Source organism: Nostoc sp. MS1, assembly GCF_019976755.1.
GTDB lineage: Bacteria > Cyanobacteriota > Cyanobacteriia > Cyanobacteriales > Nostocaceae > Trichormus.
The window spans coordinates 5794913-5814420 of record NZ_AP023441.1; the positions used below are offsets into that span (position 1 = coordinate 5794913).

Annotated in this window: 12 protein-coding genes; 6 read left to right on the forward strand and 6 right to left on the reverse strand. The window is 41.1% G+C overall.

Annotated features, from left to right (window positions below):
- The first annotated feature begins 422 nt into the window (after positions 1–422).
- Together sigC and NSMS1_RS24945 are read left to right on the forward strand one after the other, a co-directional pair.
- Positions 423–1673 carry an RNA polymerase sigma factor SigC gene (gene sigC / locus NSMS1_RS24940; protein ID WP_224087369.1) on the forward strand — a complete coding sequence of 417 codons (1251 nt, stop codon included), beginning with the start codon at positions 423–425 and terminating at the stop codon, positions 1671–1673.
- Positions 1674–2117: 444 nt separating this feature from the next.
- On the forward strand, positions 2118–2573 hold the full coding sequence (locus NSMS1_RS24945; RefSeq protein WP_224087370.1) for a Fur family transcriptional regulator: 456 nt from the start codon (positions 2118–2120) through the stop codon (positions 2571–2573).
- A gap of 255 nt (positions 2574–2828) precedes the next feature.
- On the opposite strand, the gene NSMS1_RS24950 is transcribed toward NSMS1_RS24945, so the two are convergent.
- Positions 2829–4052: a peptidoglycan-binding protein gene (locus NSMS1_RS24950; protein ID WP_224087371.1), complete on the reverse strand. Its 1224-nt coding sequence runs from the start codon at positions 4050–4052 to the stop codon at positions 2829–2831.
- Positions 4053–4070: 18 nt separating this feature from the next.
- Complete coding sequence (gene cobN / locus NSMS1_RS24955; protein ID WP_224087372.1) at positions 4071–8090, reverse strand: cobaltochelatase subunit CobN; 4020 nt, start codon at positions 8088–8090, stop codon at positions 4071–4073.
- An 85-nt stretch (positions 8091–8175) separates the two neighbouring features.
- Here cobN and NSMS1_RS24960 point away from each other — a divergent pair, with 85 nt between their 5' ends.
- Complete coding sequence (locus NSMS1_RS24960) at positions 8176–10194, forward strand: GAF domain-containing sensor histidine kinase (protein ID WP_224087373.1); 2019 nt, start codon at positions 8176–8178, stop codon at positions 10192–10194.
- Between the two features lie 128 nt (positions 10195–10322).
- Here NSMS1_RS24960 and NSMS1_RS24965 read toward each other — a convergent pair whose 3' ends face one another.
- The 3 genes from NSMS1_RS24965 to NSMS1_RS24975 form a co-directional block, all read right to left on the reverse strand.
- Positions 10323–12404, reverse strand: a complete 2082-nt coding sequence (locus NSMS1_RS24965) for a pentapeptide repeat-containing protein (RefSeq protein WP_224087374.1) — start codon at positions 12402–12404, stop codon at positions 10323–10325.
- 149 nt (positions 12405–12553) lie between these two features.
- Positions 12554–13264 (reverse strand): undecaprenyl-diphosphate phosphatase, encoded by a 711-nt coding sequence (locus tag NSMS1_RS24970; RefSeq protein ID WP_224095348.1) that lies wholly within the window; start codon positions 13262–13264, stop codon positions 12554–12556.
- Positions 13265–13377: 113 nt separating this feature from the next.
- Complete coding sequence (locus NSMS1_RS24975; RefSeq protein ID WP_224087375.1) at positions 13378–14259, reverse strand: hypothetical protein; 882 nt, start codon at positions 14257–14259, stop codon at positions 13378–13380.
- Here NSMS1_RS24975 and NSMS1_RS24980 point away from each other — a divergent pair.
- From NSMS1_RS24980 to NSMS1_RS24990, 3 genes are all read left to right on the forward strand, one after another.
- A complete protein-coding gene (locus NSMS1_RS24980) occupies positions 14258–14488 on the forward strand; it encodes a hypothetical protein (protein WP_224087376.1) in 231 nt (76 codons plus the stop codon). The two genes, NSMS1_RS24975 and NSMS1_RS24980, sit on opposite strands and share 2 nt — an antisense overlap.
- Entirely contained in the window at positions 14485–14976 is a 492-nt protein-coding gene (locus NSMS1_RS24985; RefSeq protein ID WP_224087377.1) for a hypothetical protein, read from the forward strand. Before NSMS1_RS24980 ends, NSMS1_RS24985 begins: the two co-directional genes overlap by 4 nt.
- A 160-nt stretch (positions 14977–15136) precedes the next feature.
- Complete coding sequence (locus NSMS1_RS24990; RefSeq protein ID WP_224087378.1) at positions 15137–16474, forward strand: NAD(P)/FAD-dependent oxidoreductase; 1338 nt, start codon at positions 15137–15139, stop codon at positions 16472–16474.
- 132 nt (positions 16475–16606) lie between these two features.
- Here the strand turns inward: NSMS1_RS24990 and NSMS1_RS24995 are convergent, their stop codons facing one another.
- Positions 16607–19504: an amino acid permease gene (locus NSMS1_RS24995; RefSeq protein ID WP_224087379.1), complete on the reverse strand. Its 2898-nt coding sequence runs from the start codon at positions 19502–19504 to the stop codon at positions 16607–16609.
- Positions 19505–19508 lie beyond the last annotated feature (4 nt).

Below are 19508 nucleotides of genomic sequence, written 5' to 3' on the forward strand. Positions count from 1 at the left end.
AGATGTGACTATCCCGATAATAAACATTATTTTTACTGAAATATGTTTATACAAAATACTCAAGTAACAGCTAATAGCCAATCAGGTGAAAATGCTGACTAGGTAATTCGGAATTTAAAGTCTAATTTTGAAATTAAATAGCTATTGTTTCAATCAGACGTTCAGTAGCCGATTTTAGTTCGGCTGGAATGCCTGAAAAACAAACATTAGGGTTTTTTATAAAAAAAATCTTAGTGAAATCCTCAACCGTGTTAGTTCACCTAAAATCACGGGAACAATAGCAACAGTTAAACATAAATAGCTTAACCCTTCCCTACGGGACGCTACCAGCGTATGGGTTGACCTCCACTTAGAGAGGAAAACCCTCCCGGAGCGCTGACTCACCGCAATCTATTGTTACCTGGAGCCATAGAGACGATCTTATGCCAGCAACATCTTTTTATGCAGATGCCACCTACAATTCCCAAAAGTCCCGTCAGGCTTTAGACCCGGATTTCGCCATTGATGACAGTGATTTGTCAGTTGATGAGATCCAAGAGTTAGAGATAGCTGCTGCTGATCCCGCTACCTTTGGTGCTAGCGCTAACCGTCGTAGTACAGACTTAGTACGTCTATACCTTCAGGAAATTGGTCGAGTCCGTTTGTTAGGACGAGATGAAGAAGTTTCTGAAGCTCAAAAAGTCCAGCGTTACTTAAAGTTGCGGACAGTCTTAGCTAATGCAGCCAAGCAAGGGGATGCAGTAGCCTCGCCTTATCTCCATTTAATTGAGGTACAAGAGCGTTTAGCATCAGAATTAGGACATCGCCCTTCTTTGGAAAGATGGGCTGCTACAGCTGGCATACAGCTATCTGACCTCAAGCCTATGTTGTCAGAAGGGAAACGTCGCTGGGCAGAAATTGCCAAAATGACTGTAGAAGAATTGGAGAAGATGCAGTCCCAAGGTCTTCAGTCTAAAGAACACATGATTAAGGCGAATTTACGCTTAGTTGTGTCTGTTGCTAAGAAATATCAAAATCGGGGTTTAGAATTACTAGACTTAGTGCAAGAAGGTACTCTCGGCTTAGAACGAGCTGTAGAGAAATTTGATCCTACTAAGGGATATCGTTTTAGTACCTATGCTTACTGGTGGATTCGTCAGGGTATTACAAGAGCGATCGCAACTTCTAGTCGCACCATTCGTCTCCCTGTTCATATTACAGAAAAATTAAACAAAATTAAAAAAGCTCAACGCAAAATTGCTCAAGAAAAAGGTCGCACGCCTACTTTAGAAGACCTAGCGATTGAGTTAGATATGACACCCACACAAGTCCGGGAAGTTCTCTTGAGAGTACCTCGTTCTGTTTCTTTAGAAACTAAAGTCGGTAAAGATAAAGACACCGAATTGGGTGAATTATTAGAAACTGATGGAGTTACACCTGAAGAAATGTTAATGCGAGAATCTTTACAAAGAGACTTGCAACATTTATTAGCTGATTTAACCAGCCGTGAGCGCGATGTAATTTTGATGCGTTTTGGTTTAGCTGATGGTCATCCTTACTCATTAGCAGAAATTGGCCGCGCCTTAGATTTATCACGGGAGCGAGTACGCCAAATCGAATCAAAAGCCTTACAAAAGCTGCGTCAACCCAAACGTCGTAACCTCATTCGAGACTATCTGGAGTCTTTGAGCTAGTTCCATAGTCAATAGTCAATAGTCAATAGTGACAAGCCTAATACTATAGATTATTGACTTTGGACGATTTATTTGCATGTTACTAAATTAATTGCTACCACTAACAGCTACTAGTTGCTTATAAGGAATTTTTGCAATTAATTAAAATGTGTTTGTGCAAACTATCTTTTGCAAAAATAAGCATGTAAGTATTAGGATGGATATGCTATTGATGTCCACAATGCTTATGTAGCGGACAATTCAATATTCAAGATGCAAAACTCAAAACTCTCCTTTTGAGTTTTGAATTGTTTGTTGGAAGCATTATTGTTTAATTTTTGTATGTATATTTGATTAAGTTTTATTAAAGCTTTAATAATGATTCTCAATAAGCTATCTTTGTTGCAAATCACTCCAGATATTTGTTATATTCTCAACTAACGAGCTTTGTTGAGAAAAATTAGTATGACTGTCTACACAACTACTTCACTCAAGGCAGAATTAAACGAACGAGGCTGGCGTTTAACACCACAGAGGGAAGTTATATTACATATATTTCAAGAACTTCCTCAAGGTGAACATCTAAGCGCGGAAGATTTATATCACCGTTTAGAAACTGATGGCGAAGGTATTAGCCTCTCAACTATCTACCGGACTTTGAAGTTGATGGCTCGGATGGGGATTTTACGTGAGCTGGAACTAGGCGAAGGACACAAGCACTACGAAATTAACCAACCTTACCCCCATCATCATCATCACCTAATTTGTGTCAAATGTAACACAACAATTGAATTTAAAAATGATTCAATTTTAAAAATTGGTGCAAAAACTGCGCAAAAAGAAGGTTTTCATCTGCTTGACTGTCAAATGACAATTCATGCAGTGTGTCCCAAGTGCCAGCGTGCGCTGATGCCACTCTAACACCTGGGTAAATGCCAATTCAAAATTCAAAATTTAGATGTTACAGCAGAAAGCAGGAGGACAAGTTTTACTATTTCCTGCATTCAAGCTTTGAAAATGTCCTAACCTATCTACAGATATATGAAATTTTTGAATTTTGGGAAATTGGTAAAAGATAACAAGAAGAAATTCCTCGAAACCGAGGGATTTCTCGGTAGTTGTTATCGGAGGTACACAAACTGTTAAAGAATTATACTGAAAACACCGAAGCGGAGACTAAAGATTTCCGCTTCTCACATCATTGAGACTAATACCGTAAAATTCTTGAGCTTGCTTGATGGCTTTTTTTGTGTCATCAGCCATAACTCCATTGAGTTGTCCTTTATAAAAACCCCTAGCTTGTAGTCGCCTTTGAATTTCTAAGACACTGAAATCGCTCTTGGGAGTTTTACTCACTAAGCTATATAATTTTGCTCTGGTAGTGGGGCCTGCTATACCACTTACAGCTAAATAATTAGCAGCTTGAAATCTTTTTACAGCCTCTGCTGTGTAGGGGCCAAAATAACCATTTGGCTGTCCTTGTAAATAGCCGGCTCTGATTAATTGGTCTTGGAGGACTCGCACAGCTTCGCCGCGATCGCCTAGAGTAAGTGTATCTTTTGTACTTACTGGTTGCGAAGGACTTTCTCCACCAACACCAATTGGGGGTAATTTGCTGAGTGTAGCAGGGCCAACAATACCATCAGCATCTAACTTGTAAGCGGTTTGGAATTTTTTTACCGCCTCTTCAGTGATGGGGCCAAATATACCTGTAGCGTTACCGTAATAGAAACCTGCGACTCGCAAGCGTTGTTGCAATGATCTTACATCTTCTCCCTCATCACCTTTCACAAGGTAATTAGGACTACTGCGCTTACTGATAGTTGTAGCAGTTGTGGAGTTTTTTCTAGTTTGTGTGTTTGCCGCAGTTGTAGTGCTGCGTCTGGTTTGTGTTCTGGTGGTAGTTGTATTGCTGGGTCTGGTTTGCGTTCTTGCAGTAGTCGTAGTGTTTTGTCTAGTTGGCGTGCTAACAGTAGTAAATTGGGTTTGGTTAGCTACTGGAGTTGAGCGCCACTGATTTAATTTTTCTATAGTGCTGGCTCCGGCAACACCATCAACTGGCAAACCAGCCGCCTCTTGAAATCGTCGAACTGATTCTTCTGTAGTGAAATCATAAACCTGAGTTACCGGAGCTTGATAAAAGCCTGCTTGTTGCAGCTTTTGTTGGAGATTTCTGACAGAAGGCCCTTGATCTCCTCTTTCCAATGCCCAAGCGCTACTAACGCTGCTGAGAATGGATAAGATGAGCGCCAGGGGTAGCATGTGCTTCCAAGCTCTACTTGATAGTCGTCTCCAGTCTGGTGTTGCTGCTTTGTTGAATAAGTAGCTTAAAGACACCAATTCACTGGGTTCGCTGCCTTCGTAGGCGAAAGCTAGTTGCAAATACGCTAAGTTGTCCATATTTGTTGACTACACCACTTATTTTTCTTCGATGGTTGCTTCAGCTTGATGTACTAAATTACGTAAATTTTCCAGTGTTTTTGTATCTACATCCTCCCATAAACCGCGTTTATGTGCCTCTAATAATCGTTCAGCAATATCACGCAGCGCATGGGGATTTTTATCTTCAATATATGCCGAAACTACCGGATCAAGCAAGTATGCTTCCATAACACCTTGATACATATAGTCTTCTACGCACCTAGTAGTGGCATCGTAAGCAAAAAGAAAATCTACTGTTGCAGCCATCTCAAATGCACCCTTATACCCGTGGCGCATCATACCCTCAATCCACTTAGGATTAACTACACGAGATCGATACACTCTAGCAATTTCCTCACGCAGTTGGCGAACTCGTGGTTGGGATGGCAGGGAATTATCGCCAAAATAGGTTGTAGGGTTTTTCCCTTGGATAGAGCGTACAGCCGCCGTCAAACCGCCTTGAAATTGATAATAATCGTCAGAATCAAGCAAATCGTGTTCGCGGTTGTCTTGGTTGTGGAGGACGATTTGCATCTGTGCCAAGCGTTGGGTAAAAGCTTCAGGAGCAGGGAGTGGGGAGTAGGGAGTAGGGAGTGGGGGAGATGAGGAGGATTGTACTTTGTTATCTCCTGCTATGCCTCCTGCCTCCTGCCTCCTATCTACTGAAGAATAGGCGTAGCAACTCCAGTTAATGTAGGCGTTGGCTAGGTCTTGGTCGTCTTGCCAGTTTTGTGATTCGATTAAGCCTTGGAGTCCTGCGCCGTAAGCGCCTGGTTTGGAACCAAAGAGACGATAGCGCGATCGCTCAAGGGAAATTTCTGGAGTTAAGCCTTGTTGTATCCACGACTCAGTGTCCTTGAGGACTTGGGCTGCTAGGGGGTTTTGGTCTTCTGGTTCATCTAGGGCGGCGACTGCGTTAACTGCTTGCTCAAATAAATCCATTAAGTTGGGGAAAGCGTCGCGGAAGAAGCCGGAAACGCGCAGGGTGACATCTACACGAGCTCTGCCTAAGATGCTCAAAGGCAATATTTCTAAATCTACTACCCGTCGGGCTGCACCGTCCCATACTGGACGCACACCCAATAAAGCCAATGCTTCGGCTATGTCATCGCCGCCAGTCCGCATTGTTGCAGTTCCCCACACAGATAAGCCTATAGTTTTTGGATACTCGCCATTTTCCTGGGTGTAGCATTCAATTACGTTTTCTGCGGCTTTTCTGCCAATATCCCAGGCTGTTTCTGTGGGAATGGCGCGGATATCTACAGCGTAGAAGTTTTTACCAGTGGGTAAAACTTCTGGTCTTCCGCGTGTGGGTGCGCCAGATGCAGCACTAGGAATGTATCCACCATCTAAGCCGTGTAAGAGGTTGGTAATTTCTGCGTGGGTTTGTTGGAGGGAGGGGAGGAGTTTGGTGGTGATCCAGTTTAGGGTAGTGCTGAGTGAGGGGTGGGGAGTGGGGAGTGGGGAGTGGGGAGATGAGGGAGATGAGGGAGATGAGGGAGATGAGGGAGTGGGGTGGGATAATTTTGAATTGATCAGGTTTTCTACTAATTGGGCGGCGTGTTCTTCTAAGACGGTGACGGCATCGCCAACTGTGCGGCTGGGGTTTGGGGTTTTGTCGGCTAAGAGTTTTTGATCCTGTGTTGATAATTGGGTGGTGAAGTTGTCGGTGAGGGGGTCGAAGTCTAAGCCCCAAGCGTCGGCTAAGGCTCTTGTGATGCCTGGGGAGTGGCGGTTGGGGATACGGGCGATCGCTACGATTAAATCTGTTAGTTGTCGTCCTTGGGGACATTGCCCAAATATATGCAAACCGTCACGAATTTGGGCTTCTTTTAATTCGCAGAGATATCCATCTAAGGAGTTCAATATTAAAGATTCAAAGTTGATAATATCTTCTTCGCTGTGAATGCCTAAATCTTTATAAAGATTTTCTTGGATGACTAAATCACGAATGCGATCGCGGATGGCTACCAACCGGGAAGGATCTAAACTTTCTGCTTCGTAATACTCATCAATCAAATTCTCCAGCTTTTGTAAAGCTCCGTATAACTCAGCACGGGTCATTGGAGGGGTAAGATGGTCAATAATCACCGCTTGAGCGCGGCGCTTGGCTTGGGAACCCTCACCAGGATCATTAACGATAAATGGATACAGGTGGGGCATTGGGCCGAAAGCTACTTCTGGATAGCAATTCTCTGATAAAGCCAAACTTTTACCTGGGAGCCATTCTAAATTCCCATGCTTGCCGACATGAACGATCGCATCAGCACCAAAACATTCCCTTACCCAATAATAAAAGCCTAAATAAGCATGGGTAGGTTCTAAATCTGGAGCATGATAATTCAAACTGGGGTCGTTATCATAACCCCGTGATGGTTGGATGCCTATGAAGATGTTGCCTAGTTGAATGCCAGGGACGGGTATAGAGGATGAGGGAGATGAGGTAAGTAGAAATTCTCCCCCATCTCCCCCCACTTCCCCTACTCCCCCATCTCTCCCCACTCCCCAACGCTCGTTAATACCCTGTTGTACGGCTACAGGTAAGGAAGCGAAATAATTTTGATACTCTTGGGCTGATAAGTTTTGCTGTACTGGGCGTATTTCTCTGCCTTCTGGGTCGTTGGTGATACCAGATATGAGTCGTTGAATTAATTCGTCGCCGTTGGTGGGTGGGTTTTCTACTAAATAGCCTGCTTGCTGTAAAGCTTTGAGAATTTCTACACAACTTTGTGGTGTGTCTAATCCGACACCGTTAGCTAGGCGGCCGTCGCGGTTGGGGTAGTTTGCCAAAATTAGGGCGATGCGGCGCTGTTGGGGTGGCTGTGAGCGGAGGTGTACCCAGTTGGAGGCGAGTTGGGCAACAAATTCGATGCGATCGCTCACTGGTTCATACACTACTACATCTGTTTCTAAATCAGAATTGCGCGTTTGTATGGACTTAAATGATACGGCGCGGCTGATAATTCTCCCGTCTACTTCTGGTAAAGCAACATTCATGGCAATATCGCGGGGAGAAAGTCCATTTAATTGTGCTTCCCACTGTTCAGCAAACCCGCCACTAAGGATGACTTGTAACACTGGCACATCCAATTTTTCCCAAAGTTCTGTTTGGGGTGTTTCCGTTTCTAAACGCGCCAAGGAAAAGCTTGTGGTATTGAGTAAAAGGGAAATTTGCGGTGCGTCCTTGGGTTGAAAAAACTCAATTAATTCCTCTTGTACATCAGGATCGCGCAAAGAAGAAATAAACACTGGCACAGGCTGTAAATTTCTCTGCCACAAAGCGGTACATAGTGCATCAATTACCTTAGTATTTCCCGCTAAGTAGTGGGCGCGGTAGAAAAGGATGCCGACTGTGGGGAGTGAGGATGAGGGAGATGAGGGAGATGAGGGGGATGAGGAGGATGAGGGGGATGAGGTAATTGGCAATTCTTCCCCTACTTCCCCCACTCCCCCATCTCTTTCCCTTCCCCATTCCCCATAAATTCCCACGCGAGGAACTCTCTGTGGTGCTGGAGGATTATATGTAGTTGCTAGAGATATGTCGGAAATAAATTGTAAAGCGTTAACAAAGTTTTCTGTGCCGCCTTCGTTAAAATACTGCCAAATTTGGTTAACAGTAGCTATAGGCACGGTAGACTGAGAAATTAAGTCAGGATCGAGAGCATCGTCTCCTGGCATTACAATTAAGGTTATATTGTGACGTTGCACGATTTCTTGCACAACTTCTAAACCATACGCCCAATAGGAACGTCCTCCTAATAGGCGCAAAATGATTACTTGAGCATGTTCTAGAACTTGTTCACCATAAGTATCTATGCTTATTTGTTGTTGTAATAGCAACAAGTTAGCTACTCTGATTGCAGGAAATGTAGTGGGTAATTTGGGGATTGCAGCTGCCAAGGTTTGAATATCGGTATCAGCAGCCGTAATCAACACAACCGGAGCTGGGGTTTGTTCTAGGAAAATAATACCTTCTGACTGATTCCATCCTACCGATGTGGTACTTATACGATGCATAATCCTTTATTACCGCTTTAAACTGTTGGTTAGAAGATAGTCCAAATAATTTGTCAGCCTAGCCCCTCTTACCAGACTATTAAAAATGCTGAGTTCTTCTGATTTGAGCTTTTCTCGAAATTTGTCTTTGGTTGTGTTCAATCAACTTGGGGAATTGTTGCAACAGATGGCTCAATCGGTGGGAACTACCAACTTGTTGTTGACAGAAGCTTTGTTATCACGGGTGCGCGTCCCAAGAGAATGGCAAAATCAAAGGTTTACCTTGTTAGTTTCTGAGCGATTTAGTGCGCTTTTGCTGGGTAACTGGGAGCAAAAAGAAGTCGAATCTCAAGCTTGGGTTGTGGCTATGCCTTCTTCTACGAATCCCAGCGCCACAGGAAGTAGAGAAACTCAAGAAGAACTGTACTCACCCATCAACACCCCAACTTGGCTCAATGCCCCACTTACAGAACTTAATGCCAGCTTGACGTTTAATTCAGAGGCGATCGCCTCCTTTGTGTTGAAGTTGAGGGATTTGTTTGGGTATGATTCCTACACTCACCAGCATCTTGAACGCTATCGCCAAATTCTTAAACCTAATGACGCTACACTCCAAAGTCAATTTACTTTGTTGTTATTAGAACATCTCTTACCTCAACAACCGCAGGAAGCGACAGTCTCTCCCACTGTAAATAATCAACAAGAAGTGTACGCTTGTCAAGCGGTCGAAGATGCTTTGAAAAAACAAATTTCTCAAGAGCGACTGTTAAATCAAGTTAATACGCAAATTCGGAAAAGCTTAGATTTGCCAGTGATTATGGCAACAGCGATCGCCCAAGTGCGTGAGTTTTTAGAATTAGACAGGTTAGTAATATATAAATTTGAGGCTGCCAAAGTCAACGCTCAAAATTCAACACAACCTCAAACCCAAGACTGGCAAAAATATACAGGCTGCATAGTTTATGAAGTTCTGGCTACAGAGGCAATCTCATCCGTATTGCATTATCAGGAACAAAATTGCTTTGGGCGTAATTCTCCATGTTGGGAAAAGTACCGCCAAGGATTTACCTTGGTTGTAGATGATGTGGAACAAGCTTACGCTTTAGAAGAATGTTTGTTAAATTTCCTCAGAGAAAGTAGCGTTAGGGCGAAGTTAGTCGCACCTATTGTTTTTGAAGATAAGCTATGGGGTCTATTAATAGCCCATCAATGTTATAATTCCCGTCAATGGGCTGAAAGTGACAAGAACTTATTAATTTCAGTTGCCGAACAATTAGCGATCGCCATTCATCAGGCAGAATTAATGCGATCTCTGCGAGACTCTGCGCGAATCCTTACTCAAGAAAAACAAACCTTAGAACAGCGCGTCATTGAACGGACAATGGCCTTACGCGATGCTATTTTAGCGGCGGAAGCTGCCAGCCGTGTGAGGAGTGAATTTCTAGCTACTATTAGTCACGAATTACTAACACCTTTAACCTATGTAATTGGCATGTCTTCTACTTTATTACGTTGGCCGATAGGTGAGTTGAGTCAACGGCAAAGAGATTATCTGCAAACAATACATGACAGTGGCGAACATTTGTTAGATATGATTAACGATATCCTCGATTTATCTCAAATAGAAGCGGGGAAAACTGTTTTAAATATTGCGGAGTTTTCTTTAGCTAAGATAGCAGAAAATACGGTGAGTGCTTTAATAGAAAAAGCTATATCTCAACAAGTAAATTTAAAACTAGATTTACAAATAGATCCAAGACGCGATCGATTCATTGCTGATGTTACCAGAATAGAACAAATCCTCTGGAATCTATTAACTAATGCCATTAAATTTACACCAGAAGGTGGCAGTGTTACCTTAAGAATTTGGGTAGAAGATGAAACTGCTATCTTTCAAATAGAAGATACAGGTATAGGTATTCCTGAAGAACAATTACCATTATTATTTGAAAAATTTCAACAACTAGATACACCCTATCGCCGCCGCTACGAAGGTACAGGGTTAGGTTTAGCTTTAACTAAACAATTGGTAGAACTACATCGAGGACGTATTGAAGTTGAGTCAACTGTAGGGATTGGTTCAATTTTTACCGTGTGGATACCTTATCAAGAAATGGGTGAGTAGTAGCAATTAAAAATTAAAGAATTTTGGGAAGTGGGCAGGAAAAACGCACTTTAAAATAGCAACAAACAAGGGCAAGGATAAAACCTTACAAAGCTAGAAGTAATAGGCGTAACATCTGTCTATGAAATTTACCCGAAACTCAACAATTTAGAAATTAAAGGCAATAATTTACTAACAGCCTCAACTAATGTTGCAGTGGCTGGTAAACCAGTAATTGTCCCTTTCAAAACTTTGAGTGCAGTTTTTGCGGCTTTTTGCTTTGGTTCTTCTTGCGGATTTTTGCCAGCTTCTGCTAAGGCTTTTACTTGTTCTAAGGCTTCGGCTTTGTCTTCTTGAGTTAAGTCTTTTTCAGATTCTATTGCTGCTTGCAACTGCATCAATAATTCCTTGATGCCTGGGTGTTGCGGTGCTGGTGCAGGCGGTAACTGGTTAATGGTGTTTGTCACTTTGCCGCTAATTTCACCTATATTTAAGGCTTGCCCGCTTGCATTAAAATCTCCGCCAATATTCCCAATATTAATATTGCGGCTGGAATCATTACTATTAGTCATGGCTTTAGTTTCTACTTTATTATCAATTTGTACATTAATTGGCTTATTTGCTAACAAACTAATGATTTCTCTCATATCTGCACTTTGGCGACGATAACTAACTATTTCATTATCTTTAGCTTGTAATTGTGACTTGTATCTTTCCTCTACAGCTTGCAATGCTAACTGATAATTCTGCATGAAATCATTGTGAATTTTTTCTTTATCTGCACCATCAGGCACGTTAACTTTAACGACAACTACGCCATCACCCTTATTGGCAATACTTTGAATAGCTAAATCTGAGCCACCATTTTCTTCTTGAACTTTTCTGAAGGTGGCAATAAAAGCTTTCCAGTCTATACCGTTGCGGAAAATTAAATCGACAGTATTCAATAATTCTTCAAATAATTTAGTAAATTCTCCTGGTTGAAAGTTGCCACTACTGGGGCGGCGTTCTCTGTCATCTGTGCCTGGTTTGGGATTTTCTAAAAGATAGATAAAGCGACAATCGATATGATCTAATTTGGTTGTACTTTCAATATTCCAAGCTTCTATACAAGCACCTGTCATTTGAGCGCTGGTGAAATCAGTACCTACAGCTTGAGCTAGAGTTAAATTTGTCCACTCTAAACAAGCTCCTTGAAAAACGGCTCCACTAAGATCAGCACCTTTAAGATTAGCTGCTTCTAAATTTGCACCTATGAGGTTAGCACCTTGAAGATTTGCACCAACATATGATTTATTCCTCCCATGACAACTAACTAGCAAGTTGAGAATATCTCGTTTCGCTAATATTGCATCACCTATGGCAAGGTCAAGTTCTTTGGATTCATAAAAACGAGTGCGTGTTAAATTCGCTTTTCGGAAATCTGTATTTTTGAGAGTTGCACTGGTAAAGTCAGCATCAGTTAAATCAGCACCAGAAAAATTTGTGCCACCTGTAGCAGCAAAAGCGATCGCTATTGAGCTTATCCAAGCTAATTGTGGCATTCCTAATATGGCTTGCTGACTAGTATAGATGCTGATCGAAACTCCAATAGCTGAGGAAAAGGCTACTTTAACTATAATGAAATAGGGCTTATCTAAAATCAAAGGTATCAATGTCGAGATAACCCAAGCTATAAAGCCTGCACCTATGAAAATCCCAGATGAATATTTAGTTAAAATTATCACTGAAGTAAATATTATAGCCCCAATTACACCTACGGTAAATAGCCAGAGGAGATTGCCAGCAAAAGCTGCGGCTGCTTCATAATATTGAAGAACAATTAGACTAATACAACTAAATACTGCCAAAAAAACTATAGTGATTACAGCTTTATTCAATCCTAAATAAATTGTCACCAATAGAAAAATCGTCAACAATATAGGATTGATAAATAATATTAAGTATTGACCTATGATCTGCCCAGCAGGTGATAGCTGATCCCCTGCAAAAACAGCAACTACTCCTGCCGTAAATAGTGATAATGCTCCTATGAAAAATAAAATAATTAATAAGATGAAATGCAAATGATTTGGCAATCCAGCTTTAGCCAGAAAAAAAGTTGCATCTCTCAAGTTAGCATCTGTAAAATCTGCTCCTCTAATATCAGCACCCTGAAAATTAGCACTTGTTAGGTTTTGACCTTTAAATGAACGACCTTGAAGATTTTGACCCTTATATTCCAATTGCATATACAAAACACTTGCTTATTAATATTGCCAAATCTGACTTCAATGTTGTCTTTATAACAAAAGATTCTCAAAAATAACTGTCACTTGTGTCAGTTATCAGTTATCAGGTTATGTTCACTGATAACTAACACACCCAGTTCCTAGCAATATCAATTTTGTAACCAACTATTCATCACAGCAAATATTAAAAATATTCCCATTGCAAAACGGTAAAATACAAAAATCCAAGTGCTGTGTTTTTCTAAGTAGTGTAGAAGTCCCCAAATTGCCACAAAGGCGGAAATACTAGCAGAAACTAAACCTACTAATAGAGTTAACCAGCCAGATGCACCTAACCCCGCTTTGAAGAGGGTATGGAGTTCTACTGCACCTGCCAAAATTACTGCTGGTAAACCCAAAAGGAAAGAAAATCGAGCTGATGTTTCTCGTTCCAAGCCCAAAAACATCCCGGCTGTAAGGGTAGAACCGGAGCGAGAGACACCGGGAATTAAGGCAAAGGCTTGAGCAATTCCTACTAAAATACCATCCCACAGGCTTACCTTGTCAAAAGTGCGTTCGCCTCTGCGCCATTTTTCTGCGATCGCTAACAATCCAGACATGATAATGGAGGCTGCACCAATCACAACTAATCCGCGCATGGGAGAATTACAAGCATTGAGCATCGGTTTGAGGATTACGCCTGCGATAATTAGGGGTAGGGTTCCCAGCAATAAACCCAACATCAGCCTTAATGAACTAGATTGATAATCATGCCCGGTAATTGCTCTCAATGTTACTTTTAACAGTGAACAGTTATCAGTTAAATACGTTGGTAAAACACCACACCAATTAGTGGAAGGCGTAGAGTGGCGCTTCTTTATTCCTCACCATACGCCCTGGCTGACTGATAACTGATTTAATAAAGTATTGGTAATTTAACCCTTAGTTATGACATTGTTGTGGCTAATTTATGGCAATTATATAAAGTATATTTTTAACTGGTTCTCTGTCGTTGCAAGATAATCATCTCATTACCAATAACGGGGTTACGGGCTATTAACTTATCTTGAGAATCAACAATTTCTAGATGGGAAAAGTCTAATTCTTGAGAACGTTGTAGTATTTGAGATGCTATTTTATTTTGTTCGGATTCTTTGAGTGTGTACCAGTCATCATTGATTTTTACGGTTAAGCTGCTGGTACGGAAGTTGGCTTGAATTGATTTTATGATGCTAGGGGCGATCGCATCGTCTCCGCTTGGGCGTAGACTATTGGTAACTTCTGCCAGTTGATTTTCAATGGCTGCTATCAAGGTTTGTTCTGGTGTTAAAGGTATAACTGGGGTTGGTGTGGGTGTTGGTTCCGGTTCTGGTGGTGGGGTTTGCGCTTCTGGTTCTGGTAATGGAGTTGGTGTTTCTGCTTCTGGGGTGATTTCCTCTGCTGGTGAAGGTTCTGGTGTGCTTGTTTCTGGTGGAGTGCTAATTGTCGGTGTGGGTGTGGAAACTTCCTCTACTGGGGGAAGGGTGGCGACTTCTGTAGGTTTGTTGGTGAAGATATTGGTGGTTGTCCACACTAAAACTACGGCGACACTAGCAATAATCCCAGTTAAGGCTGTATCTGATAACTTGTTTGATAAATTAGATGGGATAAATGCACGGCTTTTTAGTAAAAACCTACTCCATCTTGTTTCCAATTGCTGTAAAAAGCTGGGAGTTCCTTCCGCACCAGGAGGTGGTGCTGTCTCCAATTTCTCTACTGTGGTTTCTAAAACACCTATCGTCCCTCGCAGCACACGAATAATTCCCGCCTTCCAAACAGGCTGGCTTACCCTTTGGCGGGGTTGATTGGGTTGTTCGGGACGATTGTCTTGTGACATGAAGCTTACAGGGAATGCACCAAAACCAACAAATCAAAGGCAAACAAGCTATGTAGTAGTAGCTTGTCTCTCTTTTGACCTAATGTATCATTTCATGGCTAAAGTCGATAGCGATCGCAATTCTCTAAATTGGAGAATTTGCAGCACTACTTGCAAGAGGGAAAAGATGAACAGGTTAGATTATCGAGTCCAAACTTCTGATAATGGTTTTGGGATAGCTAATCAATGAAAAATTATCTAAGTTTAATTTTGGTTTTATTACTTACTGCTTGTATACCTCTACCATCCTCAAAACCTGCTATCAAACCTACAGAAATTCAGGTCAAAACAGATTTAGCCACCTTAAAAAATCGTATTAATTTGCCTCAACATATCAGCAGTGCGCAATGGATTGTTCTCCCAGTAGGAATCGCTAACAACAATGTACCTGGGCCTACTGATACTGTCCTTTATGCTGTCTTAAAAAGTAGTAGTAATTGGTCTTCACTTCCTCAAGCAAAACCATCATCAACTGACCAAGAAATAGTTCGAGTTCCTATTCCAGTTGCTCAAAAATTATTCTCCCCTAATGTTTTAAAAAATTTCACTCAATCAGATGGTTACGTACGATTTACAGGCAAGTTGTATGATTCTAGTTTCTTTGATAGAAGTGGTTATTCAGGTATTTATGCAATTCTTATAGGTAATAGTTTACTAGTTTGCTTACAGAGTACGTAAAAGCAGATAAACTATTCACTGTTAATAATATATTTAGCAATAACTTTGGCTACTTTTAGCGTTTTTTAAATTGTTCTCATTAAACTGCAAACTCATCATAATTCTGTTACATCTTTGTTAAGAAAAGTAACAGCGCTCTTAGCACAAGGGAATATGTTTCATGGTAGTTTCAGTTGAAAATAATGCACCGCATCAAGTTGTCATAGTTGGTGGTGGATTTGGTGGACTATATACAGCAAAGACTCTGAACACAGCGAATGTAAATATTACTCTTATCGATAAACGTAACTTTCACTTATTCCAGCCGCTTTTATATCAAGTAGCAACAGGTACGCTATCACCTGGTGATATTTCCTCTCCATTGCGGGCTGTACTTAGGAAAAGTAAGAATACACAAGTATTGTTGGGAGAAGTAAAAGATATTGACCCAAAAGGGCAAAAAGTTATTCTAGATGATCAAGTAGTACATTATGATACATTAGTCGTTGCCACAGGCGCTAATCATTCCTATTTTGGTAAAGATAACTGGAAAGATATTGCTCCTGGTTTGAAAACTGTTGAAGATGCGATAGAAATACGTCGCCGGATATTTTCAGCATTTGAAGCAGCCGAAAGAACAAATGATCCCGAAATCCGCCGTTCTTTGTTAACTTTTGTAATTGTGGGAGCAGGCCCAACAGGTGTAGAATTATCTGGTGCGATCGCTGAGTTGGCATACAAAACTCTCAAAGAAGATTTCCGCAATATCGACACCTCAGAAACCAAAATTTTACTATTGCAAGGAGGCGATCGCATCCTCCCACATATTGCACCAGAGTTATCACAAGTAGCGCAAGAATCTTTGGAAAGTTTAGGTGTAATTATCCACACTAACACCAGGGTAACAAATATTGAAAATGATACTGTTACCTTCAAACAAGATGGAGAAATTAGACAAATTCCCTCAAAAACTATCTTGTGGGCCGCAGGTGTAAAAGCTTCGCCAATGGGGCAAATTTTAGCCGAACGTACAGGTGTAGAATGCGATCATGCTGGGCGTGTGATAGTAGAACCAGACTTGACTGTCAGGGACTATAAAAACATTTTTGTAGTGGGAGATTTAGGTAATTTTTCTCATCAAAATGGTAAACCTTTACCTGGTGTTGCACCTGTAGCCAAACAACAAGGAGAGTATGTAGCCAAATTGATTAAACGACGGTTGAAAAATCGTACATTGCCAGAATTTCGTTACAGTGATGTAGGTAGTTTGGCAATGATTGGGCAGAATTTAGCTGTTGTAGATTTAGGCTTCATCAAACTGCAAGGGTTTCTTGCTTGGGTATTTTGGCTATTAGTTCATATCTACTTCTTAATCGAGTTTGACACTAAAATATTAGTGGTATTTCAGTGGGCGTGGAATTATATTACTCGAAATCGTCGCTCTAGGTTAATTACTGGTCGAGAAGCTTTTGTCGATGCGAATATCGATGCGAATATCGAAGCGAAAACTGCTAATTAACAACAGCAATATTAATGCTGTTCGAGCGGACTATGAGTGTAAGATTTTTTGGAGCAATTCCTAGCGCCAGCCTGATAAATAATACAGTATTATGAAGATTACACCTAAGTTTACGCTCGATTTCTTCATCAATTAATTTGCTGTTGCTAATTCATCAATTCCCTTCTGTACTAAAGGAACTGTGATTATAAAAACTGTTCCTTTATTTGGTGCAGAAATACACTCAATTTTTCCTTGATGCTTTTCTGTAATAATTTTATAGCTAATAGATAAACCTAAACCCGTACCCTTACCTACTGGTTTAGTGGTAAAAAATGGTTCAAATAAACGCTGTTGGATCTGTTGAGGAATCCCAGAACCATTGTCAGCAATGCTAATAATTACTTCTTGATTGTCATTAATTTCGGTATGAATGCGAATTTGTGGTTTAGTCAAAAATCCATAATCCATCGTCCATAGTTCACTATGATTTACTTTTGACTGTTGACCCTCACGGGTTTGATAGTTGCTTTCCGACGCAAGGCGACAGGAACGCACTATCTCACTGTTGACTATGGACTCTTCTAAAGCATCAATTGCATTGGTCAACAGATTCATAAATACTTGATTAAGTTGCCCGGCATAGCATTCTATTAAGGGTAAATTACCATATTCCCTAATTACTTCAATTACAGGGCGATTAGCTTGGGCTTTCAGGCGATTTTGTAGAATCATCAGGGTACTATCAATACCTTCATGAATATCTACAGCTTTGATTTCGGCTTCATCTAAGCGAGAAAAGTTGCGCAAAGATAGGACAATTTCGGTGATGCGTTGTGCGCCTACCTGCATGGAATTTAACAGTTTGGGCAAGTCTTCAATGACAAAATCCAAGTCTATAGCTGTGGCTGTTTTTTCAATCTCTGGTGCTGGATGGGGATAATGTTTTTGGTAGAGTTGTAAAATTTCTAGCAAATCCTTGATGTATTGATTAGCTGGGGTGAGATTGCCATAGATAAAGTTGACTGGGTTGTTAATTTCATGGGCTATTCCTGCCACTAACTGTCCCAAACTCGACATTTTTTCACTCTGTACAAGTTGGGATGCTAATTGTTGCGCTTGTTCTCGCAATTGGGCTTCTGAACGTTGTAAGATTTCTTCTGCTTGTTTGCGTTTTGTAATGTCGTGGAGAATGACGACATATTCCCGAAAATCTTGATGGGGTCTATCAGAAACAGAGACTTCCAAGATGATAATTTGTGATTTACGACGAAGAGTTTGTTCGCTACGCTTTTCCCAATTTTGTGGATAAAAATCTAGTGCGGATAACCAATAGTTGAGATGTGACCCCAAAAGTTCTATAGGACTGATGCCAAACAAATATTCAGTAGCAGGATTTGCTTGACAAATTTTACCTTGTTCATTCACAACTACAATCCCATCCTGCGCCACAGTAAACAGGTGTTCGGCGGCTTCTCTTGCTTCAGCGATCGCCACCACTTGGGGTAAGCTAGTCCAACAGGCGATCGCTACTCCTACAAATGCCACGGTAATTAGTAAGACTACAATCAGGTTGTTATTTTCGGTATGGGCTGTTTTACTCAGTTTCACTCCCAATAACCAACCCACCATCACTGCACCGCATAACAAAACACTTAAAGTAGTGACTTGGCTAATTACTAAATCTCTAACGACTACCGCAGAACGTGATTGATATCGTTTTATCCACCAATTCAAGCGAAATGGCCCGAAACTGACATAGCGGACTACCGCATCAATCATCATCACACCAACAGGAAACACTAACCCAATCACCAAGTTACCCCAACCCCAAGCAATTCCACCTACTACCAGCACTACTATTTCTAATAGCAGAATGGCTAAAGAAATCTTGGGGAATAAAACCTCTGGGCGATCGCGTTCTAACCATAGCCCCAAATGCAATAACATAAAGGAGACAAACCAGCCAATATTGCCCACCGCCACAATACGCGCCACATCTCCCCAAATCAAATAAATAAAACAATAAACTAGGGTCAAAGTTAAAGCAGGAATAAATACACCCCGCTTAGTAACAAATGAAAATACAGGTGCAATATAGTTATCTCTAGCAAGTTGATATAAAATTCTGGGACAATTAGAAACCACCGTTGCCGAACCCAAAAGGCACGCTGCTACTAGTAAAAAGGTCACGCCTATTTGGGCAAATTTGCCCCAGAAAGGTTGAGAAGCTGCCACTAAATTTAAAAAAGCATTGTCACCCAAATTGGGGTCTGTGGCTAATCGCAGCACTACCCAAGAACCGCCCCAAAAGATAGGAGGCATCAACCAAGCGGCGATATCCAAAAAGCGCAATGTTTGCCTGGGGTGATTACTATCAGCCACAAAAGAAGAAGCTGTTTCACAACTGTAGGTGGCATAGGTAACAAAGAAAAACCACTTTGCCCAATCAACAAAACTTAAATTAGACCAACTTTGAGGGAAAAAACCCGGACTTTCTGTGGCAAAAGCCAACCAACCCAGACCTTGTACACAAAAAACTATCAGTATGCCAAAGGCAGGGATAATAAAAAATGAGTGGAGAATACTTAACGCCCTTGTGCCACTAAAAGCTAAAACAAATGGTAGCAAGGTAAAGCCAATATCTAACAATATATCTGGGCAGGTAAAACCCAACATTCCTAAATTTACTTTAATTAAATCTCTCAGTACGATGGTATTAACTGATAGGTAAGAAATCCAGTTCAACAAATAACCAATAGCAGCATAACGAGCCAGCATTGGGTATTTGTTGAGTAATTTAGTAGTATAGTTGGGTGTTCCTCCGGCAACATCGATAAAATGTACACCCAATCTTTTAACTTGATAGTTCAGCAACATTCCCACGATGACAGCCGGTATCCACACAAAAATGGCTTGTGAACCCAAAGCAGCATGAATGGCTGGTACTAAAGCAGTCCAAGAAATATGTGCTGTCAGACCAAAACCCCAAGTTTCAACAGCACTCAGGCTTCTAGTTAGGTGTGGATAAGAGGGCTGTTTTTGTAGCATCTAA